We start from the raw sequence: 14,148 nt of genomic DNA on the forward strand, positions 1-14,148 counted from the left end.
GAACCCTCAGTGATCACTTCTGTGCTCGTCGCCAACCGGGGCGAGATAGCCTGCCGCGTCTTCCGCACCTGCCGCGAGCTCGGCATCCGCACGGTCGCCGTGCACTCGGACGCCGACGAGAACGCCCTCCACGCGCGCGTGGCCGACACGGCCGTACGACTTCCCGGAGCCGCGCCCGCCGACACCTACCTGCGCGGCGACCTGATCGTGAAGGCGGCCCTCGCGGCCGGAGCGGACGCCGTGCACCCCGGCTACGGCTTCCTCTCCGAGAACGTCGGCTTCGCCCGGGCCGTCCTGGACGCGGGCCTGGTCTGGATCGGCCCGCCCCCGGAGGCCATCGAGGCGATGGCGTCCAAGACCCGCGCCAAGCGGCTCATGGGGCTGAAGCCGCTCACCGACGTCACCGAGGCCGACCTCCCGGTCCTGGTGAAGGCGGCGGCGGGCGGCGGCGGACGCGGCATGCGCGTCGTACGGCACCTGGCGGACCTGGACGCCGAGTTGGCCGCCGCACGGGCCGAAGCGGAGAGCGCCTTCGGCGACGGCGAGGTCTTCGTCGAGCCGTACGTGGAGAACGGCCGCCACGTCGAGGTGCAGATCCTCGCCGACACCCACGGCACCGTCTGGCCGCTCGGCACCCGCGACTGCTCCCTCCAGCGCCGCCACCAGAAAGTCGTCGAGGAGGCCCCCGCCCCCGGCCTCTCCGAGGAACTCCAGGAGGAACTGAGCGCCCTCGCCGTACGGGCCGCCCGAGCCGTCGACTACGTGGGGGCCGGCACGGTCGAGTTCCTCGTCGCCGACGGCAGGGCCCACTTCCTGGAGATGAACACCCGCCTCCAGGTCGAACACCCCGTGACGGAAGCCGTGTTCGGCCTCGACCTGGTCGCCGAACAGATCCGCGTCGCCGAGGGCCACCCCCTCGACCACACCCCGCCACGCGCGCGTGGCCACGCCGTGGAGGCCCGCCTCTACGCCGAGGACCCGTCCCGCGACTGGTCCCCCCAGGCCGGCCGCCTGCACCGCCTCGCCCTGCCCGAGGGCATCCGCCTCGACACCGGCTACACCGACGGCGACGACATCGGCGTCCACTACGACCCCATGCTCGCCAAGGCCGTGGCCCACGCCCCCACGCGCACGGAGGCGATCCGCAAGCTCGCCTCCGCCCTGGAACGGGCCGTCATCCACGGCCCCGTCACCAACCGCGACCTCCTGGTCCGCTCCCTGCGCCACCCGGAGTTCACCGCGGCCCGCATGGACACCGGCTTCTACGACCGCCACCTGCCGCACCTGACCGAGCCGTCCCCCGACCTGCACGCCCCCCTGGCCGCCGCCCTCGCCGACGCCCAGGGCCGCTCCCGCTTCGGCGGCTGGCGCAACGTCCCCTCACAACCGCAGACCAAGCGGTACGCCGTGGCCGGGCAGGAACACGAGGTCCACTACCGGCACACGCGCACGGGCCTGGAGGCGGACGGCGTACGGGTGGTACACGCCGACGCGCACCTCGTGGTCCTCGAAGTGGACGGAGTACGGCGCAAGTTCGAGGTGGCCACCTACGGCGACCGGATCCACGTGAACAACACGGCCCTGACGGCCCTGCCCCGCTTCCCCGACCCGACGACCCAGCACGCCCCCGGCTCCCTTCTGGCTCCCATGCCGGGCACGGTCGTCCGCGTGGCCGAGGGTGCCACCGCGGGGAGTGCCGTAAAGGCCGGAGACCCCCTCCTCTGGCTGGAGGCGATGAAGATGCAGCACAAGATCACGGCCCCGGCCACGGGAACGCTGAGTGAGTTGTGCGTCGTGGCAGGACAACAGGTCGAGCCGGGCGCGCTGTTGGCAGTGGTGAAGGAGACCCCTTAGGGGCGCGGGGCTGCATTGATATGCGGCTCCGCCGCGTGAGCGCGACCAGCCACACACCACCCGCACCCGAAAGGACTCCCATGGACACCGAAGACCACAAGGCCCTCCGAGAGGCCGTCTCAGCCCTGGGCAACCGCCACGGCCGCGGATGCGACCCCGCACAACTCTGGTCCGACGCGGGAAAACTCGGCTACCTCGGCGTCAACCTCCCCGAGGAATACGGAGGCGGAGGCGGAGGCATATCCGAACTCTCCATCGTCCTGGAAGAACTCGGCGCGGCAGGCTGCCCCCTCCTCATGCTGGTCGTCTCACCAGCCATCTGCGGCACGGTAATAGCCCGCTTCGGCACAGACGCCCAGAAACAACACTGGCTCCCCGCCCTGGCAGACGGCACCCGCCTCATGGCCTTCGGCATCACCGAACCCGACGCCGGCTCCAACTCACACCGCATCACGACCACAGCTCACCGCGATGGAGACAACTGGATCCTCAACGGCCGCAAGGTCTTCATCTCCGGCGTCGACCTCGCGGACGCGACCCTCATCGTCGGCCGCACCGAGGACGCCCGCACCGGCCGCCTCAAGCCCTGCCTGTTCATCGTCCCGCGCGACGCGCCCGGCTTCACCCGCCGCCCCATCGACATGGAACTCAACGCCGCCGAGAAGCAGTTCGAGCTGACGCTGGACGACGTACGGCTGCCCGCCGACGCCCTCGTCGGCGACGAGGACGCGGGGCTGCTCCAGCTCTTCGCCGGCCTCAACCCCGAGCGCATCATGACGGCCGCCTTCGCGATCGGCATGGGCCGCCACGCCCTCGCGAAAGCCGTCGAGTACGCCCGCGACCGACAGGTCTGGGACACCCCCATCGGCGCCCACCAGGCCATCGCCCACCCCCTGGCCCAGGCGCACATCGACCTCGAACTCGCGCGCCTGATGATGCAGAAGGCGGCCCGGCTGTACGACGCCGGCGACGACATGGGCGCGGGCGAGGCCGCCAACATGGCGAAGTACGCGGCGGGGGAGGCCTGTGTGAAGGCAGTGGACCAGGCCGTGCACACCCTCGGCGGCAACGGCCTCACCCGCGAGTTCGGACTCGCCTCGCTGATAACGGCCGCGCGCGTGGCTCGTATCGCCCCGGTGAGCCGGGAGATGATTCTCAACTACGTCTCCCACCAGACCCTGGGCCTGCCCAAGTCGTACTGAGACGGCCCGCGCGAGGAGGAACCATGTTCCGCAGCGAGTACGCAGACGTTCCGCCCGTCGACCTGCCCATCCACGACGCCGTCCTGGCCCGGGCCGCGGAGTTCGGCGACATCCCGGCGCTGATCGACGGCACGGACGGCACCACCCTCTCGTACGAGCAGGTGGACCGGTTCCACCGGCGCGTCGCCGCCGCCCTCGCCGAGGCCGGGGTGCGCAAGGGCGACGTCCTCGCCCTGCACAGCCCCAACACCATCGCCTTCCCGACCGCCTTCTACGCCGCCACGCGCGCGGGCGCCACCGTCACCACCGTGCACCCGCTCGCCACGGCCCAGGAGTTCGCCAAGCAGCTCACCGACTGCGCGGCCCGCTGGATCATCACCGTCTCGCCCCTGCTGGACATCGCGCGCCGGGCCGCCGAACTCGCGGGCGGCGTACACGAGATCTTCGTGTGCGACAGCGCGACCGGACACCGCTCCCTGATCGACATGCTGGCGTCCGCCGCCCCGGAGCCGCAGGTCGCCATCGACCCCGTGGAGGACGTGGCGGCCCTGCCGTACTCCTCCGGGACCACCGGCACCCCCAAGGGCGTGATGCTCACCCACCGGCAGATCGCCACCAACCTCGCCCAGCTCCACCCGGCGATACCCGCCGGACCGGGAGACCGTGTCCTGGCCGTTCTGCCCTTTTTCCACATATACGGGTTGACGGCCCTGATGAACGCGCCCCTGAGGCAGGGCGCCACCGTCGTCGTCCTGCCCCGCTTCGACCTGGAGCAGTTCCTCGCGGCCGTCCAGAACCACCGCATCACCGCCCTCTACGTGGCCCCGCCGATCGTGCTGGCCCTCGCCAAGCACCCGGCGGTCGCGCAGTACGACCTGTCGTCGCTGAAGTACATCATCAGCGCCGCCGCACCCCTGGACGCCCGCCTTGCCGCCGCCTGCTCGGAGCGGCTGGGTCTGCCGCCGATCGGCCAGGCCTACGGCATGACGGAACTGTCGCCCGGCACGCACGTCGTCCCGCTGGACGCGATGAGCGACGCGCCGCCCGGCACCGTCGGCAAGCTCATCGCCGGCACCGAGATGCGCATCGTCTCCCTCGACGACCCGGACAAGGACCTGCCCGCCGGCGAGTCCGGCGAGATCCTCATCCGCGGCCCGCAGGTCATGAAGGGCTACCTCGGCCGCCCCGACGCCACCAGCGCGATGATCGACACCGACGGCTGGCTGCACACCGGCGATGTGGGGCACGTGGACGAGGCTGGCTGGCTGTTCGTCGTCGACCGCGTCAAGGAACTCATCAAGTACAAGGGCTTCCAGGTGGCCCCCGCCGAGTTGGAGGCCCTGCTGCTCACCCACCCGGGCATCGCCGACGCCGCCGTCATCGGCGTGTACGACGACGACGGCAACGAGATCCCGCACGCGTACGTGGTCCGCCGGCCCGACCGCACCGACCTGTCCGAGGCGGAGATCATGATGTACGTCGCCGAGCGCGTGGCCCCCTACAAGCGGATCCGGCACGTCACCTTCATCGACGGCGTCCCCCGGGCGGCCTCCGGCAAGATCCTCCGCCGACAGCTCAGGGAGCGGGCATGACTCTGATCGGCAGGGCACGCGCGCGTGCCGTGGAAACCCTCACCCTCGACTCGCCCCACACCCGCAACGCCCTGTCGGCCGCCCTCGTCGGCGAACTGGCCGACGCGCTCGCGGACGCCGGCCGGGACCCCGGCGTCCGCGCGGTCGTCCTCACCCACACCGGCAACACCTTCAGCGCGGGCGCGGACCTCAAGGACCCGCCGCCCCCCGAGGCGCTGGTCGCCCTGCTCCGCCGGATCATCGACCTGCCCAAGCCGGTCGTCGCCCGGGTCACCGGCCACGTCCGCGCGGGCGGCCTCGGCCTGCTGGCCGCCTGCGACATCGCCGCCGCCTCCACCGAGGCCACCTTCGCCTTCACGGAGGTCCGCATCGGCGTCGCCCCCGCGGTCATCTCCCTGCCGCTGCTGCCGCGCACCGACCCGCGCGCCCTGTCCCGGTACTACCTCACCGGCGAACGCTTCGGTGCCGCCGAGGCCACCGCGACCGGCCTGCTCACCACCCACGCCGACGACGTGGACACCGCACTGGCCCCCATCCTCGACGGCCTGCGCAGATCCGCCCCCGACGCCCTGGCCGAGACGAAACGGCTGCTCACGGCTAGGGTGCTGGAAGCCTTCGACCGGGACGCGGCCGTCCTGACCGCGCTCTCGGCCCGGCTGTTCTCCTCCCCGCAGGCCCGCGAGGGGATGACGGCCTTCCTCGAACGACGGGATCCGGCATGGGTGGTGTGAGGACATGGGCGGTGTGAGCACGGTCGACCGCGCGGAGAGAGACCGTGCGGAGCGAGTCCCCAAGCAGGACCGCAGCCGGGCCACCCGGCAGCGGCTCCTGGAAGCCGCCGTGTCCTGCCTCGCCGAACACGGCTGGGGCGGATCCACCGTCTCCGTCGTCGCCGAACGCGCCGGCGTCTCCCGCGGCGCCGCCCAGCACCACTTCCCGACCCGCGAGGACCTCTTCACGGCGGCCGTCGAGTACGTCGCCGAGGAACGCTCCACGGCCCTGCGCGCCCTGTTCCCCGAGGGCGCGGCCGGAGACCGGCACGCGGTCGTCGCGGCCCTCGTCGACCTCTACACCGGGCCGCTGTTCCGCGCGGCTCTCCACCTCTGGGTGGCCGCCTCCAACGAGGAGCAGCTCCGCGCCCGCGTCACCGAACTCGAATCCCGCGTGGGCCGCGAGACCCACCGCATAGCCGTCGACCTGTTGTCCGCCGACGAATCCGTCCCCGGCGTCCGCGAAACCGTCCAGGGCCTCCTCGACATGGCCCGCGGCCTCGGCCTGGCCAACCTCCTCACCGACGACGCGGCCCGCCGGGAACGGGTGGTCGAGCAGTGGGCGGGGCTGCTGGAGCAGGCGCTGGGCAGCCGCTAGAGGGCGTCCGCCCGGAGATGCCCGCCCGGAGATGTCCGCCCAGGGACGTCCGCTCAGGGACTGAGCCGCTCCACGCGCCAGCTCCCGTCCGCCCGCTCCACGTACCGCAACCGGTCGTGCAGCCGGTTCTCACGGCCCTGCCAGAACTCCACCGTCTGCGGGGCCACCCGGAAACCGCCCCAGTGCGGCGGCACGGGCACCTGCTCGCCCTCGGGATAGCGGGCGGCCAGCTCGGCGTACGCCCCGTCGATGTCCGCACGCGTGGCGATCACCGAGGACTGCGCGCTGGCCCACGCCCCGAGCTGCGATCCGTGCGGCCGGGTCCGGAAGTACGCCGCCGTCTCGTCCCGCCCGGTCCGCCGCGCCACCCCGGTGACGATGACCTGCCGGGCCATCGGATGCCAGGGGAACAGCAGCGAGACGTACGGGTTCTCCGCCAGGTCACGGGCCTTGCGGGAGTCGTAGTTCGTGTAGAAGACGAAGCCCTGTTCGTCGAAGTGCTTCAGCAGCACCGTGCGGGAGCTGGGCCGGCCCTCGGCGTCGGCCGTCGAGACGATCATGGCGTTGGGCTCGAACAGCCCGCCGTCCGTCGCGGCCTGCTTGAACCAGCGCGCGAACTGCTCGACGGGGGTGGCGGCCAGCTCGTTCTCGGAGAGGCCCTCGGCCCGGTACTGCTTGCGCATCGAGGCCAGGTCGAAGGGGACGGCGTCGCGGTCGGTCACCCGGTCATCTTGCCGTATGGACGGTGTCCTTCGTCACTGCCTGGCACTGAGTGCCGTGAACCCTCCCCAACGGTGGCACTCGGGGATATCGTTTCCGTGCCGTTCCGGTTGGGTGACCGCCAGCCGCACGGGGCATCACAGGGGAGACCTTCCGGGACCGCGAGTCGCCGCACACGACCGTGGATCTCCGGACGGCCGCCCGCTTCGCAAGCTGACTGACACATGGTTCGTTCGTCCCACCCCACATCACACCATCTGTCGCTTACATCACGAGGAGCCGCCTGATGTCCGACTTCGTACCCGGGCTCGAGGGAATCGTCGCGTTCGAGACGGAGATCGCCGAGCCGGACAAGGAGGGCGGCGCCCTGCGTTATCGGGGCGTCGACATCGAGGACCTCGTCGGCCACGTCTCCTTCGGCAACGTCTGGGGCCTGCTCGTCGACGGCGCCTTCAACCCGGGCCTGCCGCCCGCCGAGCCGTTCCCCATCCCCGTCCACTCCGGCGACATCCGCGTCGACGTCCAGTCCGCGCTGGCCATGCTCGCGCCCGTCTGGGGCCTGAAACCCCTCCTGGACATCGACGCCGAAGAGGCCCGCGAGGACCTGGCCCGGGCGGCCGTCATGGCCCTGTCCTACGTCGCCCAGTCGGCCCGCGGCCAGGGCCTGCCGATGGTCCCGCAGCGCGAGATCGACAAGGCCCACTCGGTCGTCGAGCGCTTCATGATCCGCTGGCGGGGCGAGCCGGACCCCAAGCACGTGGCGGCGGTGGACGCCTACTGGACGAGCGCCGCGGAACACGGCATGAACGCGTCCACCTTCACGGCCCGCGTGATCGCCTCGACCGGCGCGGACGTGGCGGCGGCCCTGTCGGGAGCCGTCGGCGCGATGTCGGGCCCCCTCCACGGCGGCGCCCCCTCCCGCGTCCTCGGCATGATCGAGGAGATCGAACGCACGGGAGACGCCGAGGCCTACGTCAAGAACGCGCTCGACAAGGGCGAACGCCTCATGGGCTTCGGCCACCGCGTCTACCGCGCCGAAGACCCCCGCGCCCGAGTCCTGCGCCGCACCGCCCGCGAACTCGGCGCCCCCCGCTTCGAGGTCGCCGAGGCCCTGGAGAAGGCGGCCCTGGCGGAACTCCACGCCCGCCGCCCCGACCGGGTCCTGGCCACCAACGTCGAGTTCTGGGCCGCCATCGTCCTCGACTTCGCCGAGGTCCCCGCCCACATGTTCACCTCGATGTTCACCTGCGCCCGCACGGCCGGCTGGTCCGCCCACATCCTCGAGCAGAAGCGCACGGGCCGCCTGGTCCGCCCCTCGGCCCGCTACACGGGCCCCGGCTCCCGCAACCCACGCGAGATCGAGGGCTACGAGGACATCGCCCACTGACCCGACTCACACACGGCCTCACCCCGCTCGGGGTGAGGCCGTGGCGCACGTCTCACCCCGTGAGCCGGTCCAGCTCCTCCCCGATCGCCTCCCGCAACGGGCCGTGCCGCGCCCCGAGCGCATACCGCTCCCCGCTCCACATCTCCCGCGGATAGAGCCACACGGGCCGCCGCACGAGATCCTCGGGCTCCCAGTCGTACCGCGGCCACACATGCGCGTGCAGGAACCCGTCGGCGTTCCCGAGGATCTCCAGATTGACCCGCCGGAACCCCGACTCCACCCGCCGGCAGGCCCGCTCGACGGCTTCCCCCAGCCGCTCCATGTCCCCCAGAAACGCCAGCCGCCTGCTCCGCGGCAACTCCGACAGCCGCTCCACAGAGGGATCATCGGTCAACAACACCGAGTAGCCGGGCAAAAACTGCACATCACCGATCGCCGCGAACCCGGCGTCCAGCCTCCGCATCACGGCCGGATTCTCACCCCGCAGGGCGCTGCCGATCCGGTCGTCGCGCCACTCACCCACCACCATCGCCCCCCTCGAAAACGCAGACGACCCGCGAGCCTGGTCCTCCGGAGGAGGGCCGGCCGGACGTACCGGCGGCTCGCGGGTCGGGTGACTGCTGGAGATTGGGCCGGCTGCACGCTTCGCTCACGCGCTGGTCCGGCACCGCACTGTGTGTGGTGTCGGGCCGCTAGCCCGCAGCCACCTCACGCGTCCGGTTCTCATACATCTGCCGAACCACCTCCCTTCTCGTGTACCTGGAACCCTAGGAAACGGTCCCGCCTCGGATCAACCGATTTTCTGAGACCTTGACCCCATGACGCAGCGACAGGCGATTCTCAGCGGTTCGGTGTTCGAGGAGCGGATCGGATACGCCCGGGCCGTGGTGGACGGGGACTGGGTGCATGTGTCGGGGACGACCGGGTTCGACTACGCGGACATGACGATCTCCGACGACGTCGTGGAGCAGGCCGAGCAGTGTCTGCGGAACATAGGGGCCGCGCTGGAGAAGGCGGGATGTTCGTTCGCGGACGTCGTGCGGGTGCGGTACCTGCTGCCGGAGCGGGAGGACTTCGAACCGTGCTGGCCGGTGCTGCGGGCGTGCTTCGGTGAGGTGCGGCCGGCCGCGACGATGGTGGTGTGCGGGCTGGCGGACGCCCGGATGAAGATCGAGATCGAGGTGTACGCGCGCCGCGGGAGTGGTACTGGGGGTGTGGCGTTGATCGACTGAGTCCGCGGCAGGCCGCCGTCAAGGCGTTGACGTGGGGATCGCCGCCGTACAACGATTCCTTCAATGTTGTGGGAACTTGGTGTGCGCTGGGTCACGTTCCAGTTGAATGATTGCAAGTAGCGAACCGACGTGACGTACGTGCGGACGCAAGCCTGCAGGGGGTCCAGGTGAGTGCTTCCCGGCGTAGTGGGACCACCGACGAGTTGGGGCCGGACGAGCCCGAGCGGGACGGTTCGGACGGCTCGGACCTGCTCGCCGCGCTGCTGGACGGCATGGACGCGGCGCTGTGCGCCTTCGACGCCGACGGGGTCGTGACGCACTGGAACCGCGAGGCCGAGCGGATTCTGGGCTGGAGCGCGGACGAGGCCGTGGGGCGGCGGGGCTTCGCCGGGTGGGCCGTGCGCAGCGCGGACGCCGAGGAGGTCGAGGGGCGGCTGATGTCCGCCATGCATGCGCCGGGGCGCCAGGTCCACGAGTTCGCGCTGCTGACGAAGGACGGCGGGCGGGTCCTCGTACGGATGCAGTCGGCGGCCGTGCGGGGTCCGGACGGAAAGCCCGCGGGTGTGTACTGCGCCTTCAGCGAGGTGCACACGCAGATCGATCTGGAGCGGTCGATCGCCCTCAGCGAGGCGCTGTTCGAGGACGCCAGCTGGGGTGTCGTGCTGGTGGACGTCGACCTGCGGCCCGCCGTGGTGAACGCGCACGCGGCCCGGGCGCTGGGCACGGGGCGTACGTCCGTGCTCGGGCGGCCGCTCGGGGAGCTGCTCACGCAGGGCGTGGAGGAGCTGGAGAGCGCGCTTCAGCATGTGCTGGCCGAAGGCGCGCCGCCCGCGCCCGCCGAGGTGTGGGTGACGGTGCGCGCATCGGAGGGGGAGCGGCGGCGGTGCTGGCGCAGCGGTTTCCTGCGGCTGGCCTCGCCACTCGCGGAGGAGCCGGTTCCGCTGGGTGTCGGCTGGCTGTTCCAGGACGTGACGGAGGCCAAGCAGAGCGAGCAGGAGGCGTCACTGCTGCGGTTCCGCACGCAGCAGCTGCACCGGGCCTCGCGGGCCGCCGCCGAGTGCGAGGACCCGGCGGAGGCCGCGACGGTCCACCTGGACTTCGCGCTGGCCGGTTTCGCCGACCACGCGGTGATCGACCGGGTGGCCGGCGGCGCGCTCGGCGACGCGGAGACCGAGGGGCCGGTTCGGCTGGTGCGGGTCGCCGAGACACCCTCCGGCGCGCCGGGGCCGAGCAAGCTCGCCGACCGCGCGGGTCTGCCCGTGCGGTACGCCGAGGGGCATCCGGCCCTGCAGTGCGTGGAACGCGTCGGCGCGCTGCGGGCGAGCGCAGGCACGATCCCGCCCGAGCAGGCCCGGGAGTGGGCGCTGGCCCGCCAGTGGCCGCCGGACGCCGTGCACGCCCTGTGCGCGGTGCTGCGCAGCCGGGGGCGGACGCTGGGCGTCGTGACGTTCCTGCGGGGCGCGGGGCGCAGCGCCTTCGAGCGGTCCGACGCGATGTACGCGGAGGACGTGGCGGTCCGGATCGCCGCGTCGCTGGATCTCGCGGGGCTGTGGGACGAGGAGTGAGCGGCGGTCAGTGCCGGTAGAAGATCCGGTCCCGGTATTGCTCCATGACCCGCGCGTTCCAGTCGTGGCCTCCGTCGACGTTCCCGGAGCGCAGCAGCGGCGGTTCTACGCCGCGGTCGGCGAGGGTGGCGGCCGTCGTCGCCATGACGGCCTGGAGGAGGGCCGAGGTGACGACCGTGGAGGCGGGGGCGAAGGGGGCGGGGACGGTGTCGAGGGTGAGTTCCGCGTCGCCGACGGCGATCTTCGAGTCGAGGACGAGATCGCAGTGGTCCTTGAGGTACGTCCCCGAGGTGTGCCGCGACGTCGTCTCGGAGGCGTACGCCACCGACGTCACGCCGATGACCCGCACGCCCAGGGCGCGCGCGTGCAGGGCCATCTCCACGGGAAGGGCGTTGCGCCCCGACAGGGAGATGATCAGCAGGGCGTCGCCCGCGCGGAGCGGGGAACTGTCCAGGACGGCGCTCGCGAGGCCGTCGACGCGTTCCAGGGCGGAGCCGAGCGGCGCGGGCATGACGTCGACGCCGACGACACCGGGCACGGCCAGCAGGTTCATCAGGGCGAGACCGCCGGCGCGGTAGACGAGGTCCTGTGCGGCGAGGGAGGAGTGCCCGGCGCCGAAGGCGAAGAGGCGGCCGCCGTTCTCGACGGTGTCGGCGAGGAGCGTCCCGGCCGCCGCGATGCTGTCGGCCTCCTCGTCGCGGACCCGCCGCAGCAGGCCGATCGCGGCGTCGAGGAACTGGCCGGCCGGCGCGCGGTCGCTCATACGGGGTCCCTTCGGGCTGGGCTGGGGCCGAGTGTCGCGCATCACGGTGCGGTCTGGACCAGTGCGGTGTCAATACGGCCGTGAAAGGCTCCGCCGTACCCCGGCGCGGGCCCGGATAACCTTCGCTTTCCCTCCCGCGGCACGGTTGTCGGTGGTATCCGGCAGAATTGAGTGCAGGGCCAGCGCACACGCCGGTGAGCCGTCCAGCCTCCGGCAGATCTCACTCGAGGGGCACGTATGTCCGGACTGATCGACACCACGGAGATGTATCTCCGCACCATCCTCGAGCTGGAGGAAGAGGGCGTGGTCCCCATGCGCGCCCGTATCGCCGAGCGGCTGGACCAGAGCGGGCCGACGGTGAGCCAGACCGTGGCGCGGATGGAGCGCGACGGCCTGGTGTCCGTCGCCAGCGACCGGCACCTGGAGCTCACCGACGAGGGCCGCCGTCTCGCCACGCGCGTGATGCGCAAGCACCGCCTCGCCGAGTGTCTGCTCGTCGACGTGATCGGCCTGGAGTGGGAGCAGGTCCACGCCGAGGCGTGCCGCTGGGAGCATGTGATGAGCGAGGCCGTGGAGCGCCGCGTCCTGGAGCTGCTGCGGCACCCGACGGAGTCGCCGTACGGCAACCCGATCCCGGGTCTGGAGGAGCTCGGCGAGAAGGACGGCGCCGACCCGTTCCTGGACGAGGGCATGGTGTCGCTGGCCAGCCTCGACCCGGGCGCCGAGGGCAAGACGGTCGTGGTGCGCCGGATCGGCGAGCCGATCCAGACGGACGCGCAGCTGATGTACACGCTGCGGCGCGCGGGCGTGCAGCCCGGCTCGGTGGTGAGTGTGACGGAGTCGGCGGGCGGTGTGCTGGTGGGCAGCGGCGGCGAGGCGGCCGAGCTGGAGTCGGACATCGCCTCCCACGTGTTCGTCGCCAAGCCCTGATCCCGGTCCCGGGGTCCTCGCCAACTCACGTTGCCCGTGGGGTGGTTGTGGCGTTGGCGTGATCCCGTCGAATCCGGTATTCAGTCCGTCGAATGGCAGCGCCCGCTCGTTTCCCGTGCGACGCTGTCGCGTGAGGCATATGACCTGAGGGCTCTTGGCCGCGGCTCGACAGCGATGTCACCCGGCCGGGGAGGGGGCGCGAGGATGTGCCGTGGACAAGCGGAGGGCCCCGGCGCCGTGTGGCGCCGGGGCCTGTCCTCCCCTGTGCTGACCCGGAGCCCCGAGCTCTCAGGGTCATCCCCCGCGGACCGGTTTCCCCGAGCGGTCCGCCCCCCGCTGAAGATCTCCCCTCGGCCGAGGCGATCAATCCTTGAGGGCGGTCACTCGAACGAGGGGTGTTGCCCGCGAGAACGGCCTCTTCGAATGGCCATTCGATAATCTGCGAGTGACGTACCGACCGGAACGTGCGCTAACAGGGATGTGCGCTCCGGCAGGAACGCAAGGAACCACAAGAACCACAAGAACCACAAGGAACGGCAACAGGCACAGCAGGCAGAACACGGTTCACAGGACCGACCGGCCCGAGACGGCCACGGTCCGCGCGAAGCTGGGGGGTGCCAGGGCATGGCGCGACGCATCGACGTGACCGGGACGGGCGGCGTACGCCTCGCGGCCTGGGAGTTCGGCGACCCGCCCAAGACCGATCCAGCCGGATCCGGGCCGGCGCGGGACGTGCCCGACGGCTCCCCGGGCGTGCTGTTACTGCACGGCCTCATGGGCCGCGCCTCGCACTGGGCGTCCACCGCCCGCTGGCTCTCCGGCCGGTACCGGGCGGTCGCCCTCGACCAGCGCGGCCACGGCCGCAGCGACAAGCCCCCGCAGGCCTCCTTCACGCGTGACGCCTACGTCGACGACGCCGAGGCCGCCCTCGAACAGCTCGGCCTCGCCCCGGTCGTCCTCATCGGCCACGCCATGGGCGCGCTGACCGCCTGGCAGCTCGCCGCCAGGCGCCCCGATCTGGTCCGTGGCCTGATCATCTGCGACATGCGGGCCTCCGCGCTCGGCGCCGCCTCGCAGCGCGAGTGGGACCAGTGGTTCAAGTCCTGGCCGCTGCCGTTCGCCACGCTCGCCGACGTCCGCAAGTGGTTCGGCGAGGACGACCCCTGGGTGGAGCGGCCCAACCCGGCCCGCGGCGAGTTCTACGCCGAGGTGATGTCCGAGTCTCCGGACGGCTGGCGTCCGGTCTTCGACCCGGAGCAGATGCTCCGCTCCCGCGAGACGTGGGTGTACGACGCGCACTGGGAGGAGCTGGCCCAGGTCCGCTGCCCCGCCCTGGTGGTGCGCGGCCTCGACGGCGAGCTGGGCCGGGCCGAGGCCCAGGAGATGGTCCGCGTCCTGCCCCGCGGCCAGTACGCGGAGGTGGCCGACGCCGGCCACCTGGTGCACTACGACCAGCCAGAGGCCTGGCGCGCGGCGATCGAACCGTTCCTGGACGCCCTCAGCACCGACTGAGGCCCCCCAGGCCCCCCAGGACC

The 14,148-nt window shown here is 71.9% G+C and carries 13 protein-coding genes; 10 read left to right on the top strand and 3 right to left on the bottom strand.

The genetic code is table 11. The features are described 5' to 3' along the window. Nucleotides 1-9: 9 nt before the first annotated feature. The 5 genes from ACZ3I3_RS08020 to ACZ3I3_RS08040 all read left to right on the top strand — a co-directional run bounded on the left by ACZ3I3_RS08020 (nt 10) and on the right by ACZ3I3_RS08040 (nt 6,016). Complete coding sequence (locus tag ACZ3I3_RS08020; RefSeq protein ID WP_467363466.1) at nt 10-1,854, top strand: acetyl/propionyl/methylcrotonyl-CoA carboxylase subunit alpha; 1,845 nt, start codon at nt 10-12, stop codon at nt 1,852-1,854. Between the two features lie 80 nt (nt 1,855-1,934). After that, a complete protein-coding gene (locus tag ACZ3I3_RS08025) occupies nt 1,935-3,056 on the top strand; it encodes an acyl-CoA dehydrogenase family protein (RefSeq protein WP_467363467.1) in 1,122 nt (373 codons plus the stop codon). A gap of 23 nt (nt 3,057-3,079) precedes the next feature. Continuing rightward, a complete protein-coding gene (locus tag ACZ3I3_RS08030; protein WP_467363468.1) occupies nt 3,080-4,648 on the top strand; it encodes a 4-coumarate--CoA ligase family protein in 1,569 nt (522 codons plus the stop codon). Continuing rightward, nucleotides 4,645-5,379 (top strand): enoyl-CoA hydratase family protein, encoded by a 735-nt coding sequence (locus ACZ3I3_RS08035; protein ID WP_467363469.1) that lies wholly within the window; start codon nt 4,645-4,647, stop codon nt 5,377-5,379. The genes ACZ3I3_RS08030 and ACZ3I3_RS08035 overlap by 4 nt, the downstream gene beginning before the upstream one ends. A gap of 4 nt (nt 5,380-5,383) precedes the next feature. Continuing rightward, nucleotides 5,384-6,016, top strand: a complete 633-nt coding sequence (locus tag ACZ3I3_RS08040) for a TetR/AcrR family transcriptional regulator (protein ID WP_467363470.1) — start codon at nt 5,384-5,386, stop codon at nt 6,014-6,016. A 53-nt stretch (nt 6,017-6,069) separates the two neighbouring features. On the opposite strand, the gene pdxH is transcribed toward ACZ3I3_RS08040, so the two are convergent. Beyond that, a complete protein-coding gene (pdxH, locus tag ACZ3I3_RS08045; protein WP_010035799.1) occupies nt 6,070-6,738 on the bottom strand; it encodes a pyridoxamine 5'-phosphate oxidase in 669 nt (222 codons plus the stop codon). Between the two features lie 284 nt (nt 6,739-7,022). Here pdxH and ACZ3I3_RS08050 point away from each other — a divergent pair, with 284 nt between their 5' ends. Continuing rightward, entirely contained in the window at nt 7,023-8,123 is a 1,101-nt protein-coding gene (locus ACZ3I3_RS08050) for a citrate synthase 2 (RefSeq protein WP_467363471.1), read from the top strand. Between the two features lie 52 nt (nt 8,124-8,175). On the opposite strand, the gene ACZ3I3_RS08055 is transcribed toward ACZ3I3_RS08050, so the two are convergent. Continuing rightward, nucleotides 8,176-8,652 (bottom strand): diadenosine tetraphosphate hydrolase, encoded by a 477-nt coding sequence (locus ACZ3I3_RS08055; RefSeq protein ID WP_467363473.1) that lies wholly within the window; start codon nt 8,650-8,652, stop codon nt 8,176-8,178. A gap of 289 nt (nt 8,653-8,941) precedes the next feature. Here ACZ3I3_RS08055 and ACZ3I3_RS08060 point away from each other — a divergent pair, with 289 nt between their 5' ends. Together ACZ3I3_RS08060 and ACZ3I3_RS08065 are read left to right on the top strand one after the other, a co-directional pair. Further along, nucleotides 8,942-9,355, top strand: a complete 414-nt coding sequence (locus ACZ3I3_RS08060; protein ID WP_467363474.1) for a RidA family protein — start codon at nt 8,942-8,944, stop codon at nt 9,353-9,355. Between the two features lie 167 nt (nt 9,356-9,522). After that, on the top strand, nt 9,523-10,920 hold the full coding sequence (locus ACZ3I3_RS08065; protein WP_467363476.1) for a PAS domain-containing protein: 1,398 nt from the start codon (nt 9,523-9,525) through the stop codon (nt 10,918-10,920). 7 nt (nt 10,921-10,927) lie between these two features. Here the strand turns inward: ACZ3I3_RS08065 and ACZ3I3_RS08070 are convergent, their stop codons facing one another. Then, nucleotides 10,928-11,683 (bottom strand): SIS domain-containing protein, encoded by a 756-nt coding sequence (locus ACZ3I3_RS08070; protein WP_467363478.1) that lies wholly within the window; start codon nt 11,681-11,683, stop codon nt 10,928-10,930. 237 nt (nt 11,684-11,920) lie between these two features. Between ACZ3I3_RS08070 and ACZ3I3_RS08075 the strand changes: the two genes are divergently transcribed. After that, entirely contained in the window at nt 11,921-12,613 is a 693-nt protein-coding gene (locus ACZ3I3_RS08075) for a metal-dependent transcriptional regulator (RefSeq protein WP_053671441.1), read from the top strand. A 624-nt stretch (nt 12,614-13,237) separates the two neighbouring features. Continuing rightward, nucleotides 13,238-14,125 (top strand): alpha/beta fold hydrolase, encoded by an 888-nt coding sequence (locus tag ACZ3I3_RS08080; protein ID WP_467363480.1) that lies wholly within the window; start codon nt 13,238-13,240, stop codon nt 14,123-14,125. Nucleotides 14,126-14,148 lie beyond the last annotated feature (23 nt).

Source organism: Streptomyces sp. NPDC016851, assembly GCF_055562795.1.

What these genes read in the sequence shown, in the direction of transcription:
- ACZ3I3_RS08060 (WP_467363474.1), top strand. Translation starts at nt 8,942, where the DNA reads ATGACGCAGCGACAGGCGATTCTCAGCGGTTCGGTGTTCGAGGAGCGG.
- ACZ3I3_RS08040 (WP_467363470.1), top strand. Translation starts at nt 5,384, where the DNA reads ATGGGCGGTGTGAGCACGGTCGACCGCGCGGAGAGAGACCGTGCGGAG.
- ACZ3I3_RS08035 (WP_467363469.1), top strand. Translation starts at nt 4,645, where the DNA reads ATGACTCTGATCGGCAGGGCACGCGCGCGTGCCGTGGAAACCCTCACC.
- ACZ3I3_RS08055 (WP_467363473.1), bottom strand. Translation starts at nt 8,652, where the DNA reads ATGGTGGTGGGTGAGTGGCGCGACGACCGGATCGGCAGCGCCCTGCGG.
- ACZ3I3_RS08075 (WP_053671441.1), top strand. Translation starts at nt 11,921, where the DNA reads ATGTCCGGACTGATCGACACCACGGAGATGTATCTCCGCACCATCCTC.
- ACZ3I3_RS08070 (WP_467363478.1), bottom strand. Translation starts at nt 11,683, where the DNA reads ATGAGCGACCGCGCGCCGGCCGGCCAGTTCCTCGACGCCGCGATCGGC.
- ACZ3I3_RS08080 (WP_467363480.1), top strand. Translation starts at nt 13,238, where the DNA reads ATGGCGCGACGCATCGACGTGACCGGGACGGGCGGCGTACGCCTCGCG.
- ACZ3I3_RS08025 (WP_467363467.1), top strand. Translation starts at nt 1,935, where the DNA reads ATGGACACCGAAGACCACAAGGCCCTCCGAGAGGCCGTCTCAGCCCTG.
- ACZ3I3_RS08050 (WP_467363471.1), top strand. Translation starts at nt 7,023, where the DNA reads ATGTCCGACTTCGTACCCGGGCTCGAGGGAATCGTCGCGTTCGAGACG.
- ACZ3I3_RS08030 (WP_467363468.1), top strand. Translation starts at nt 3,080, where the DNA reads ATGTTCCGCAGCGAGTACGCAGACGTTCCGCCCGTCGACCTGCCCATC.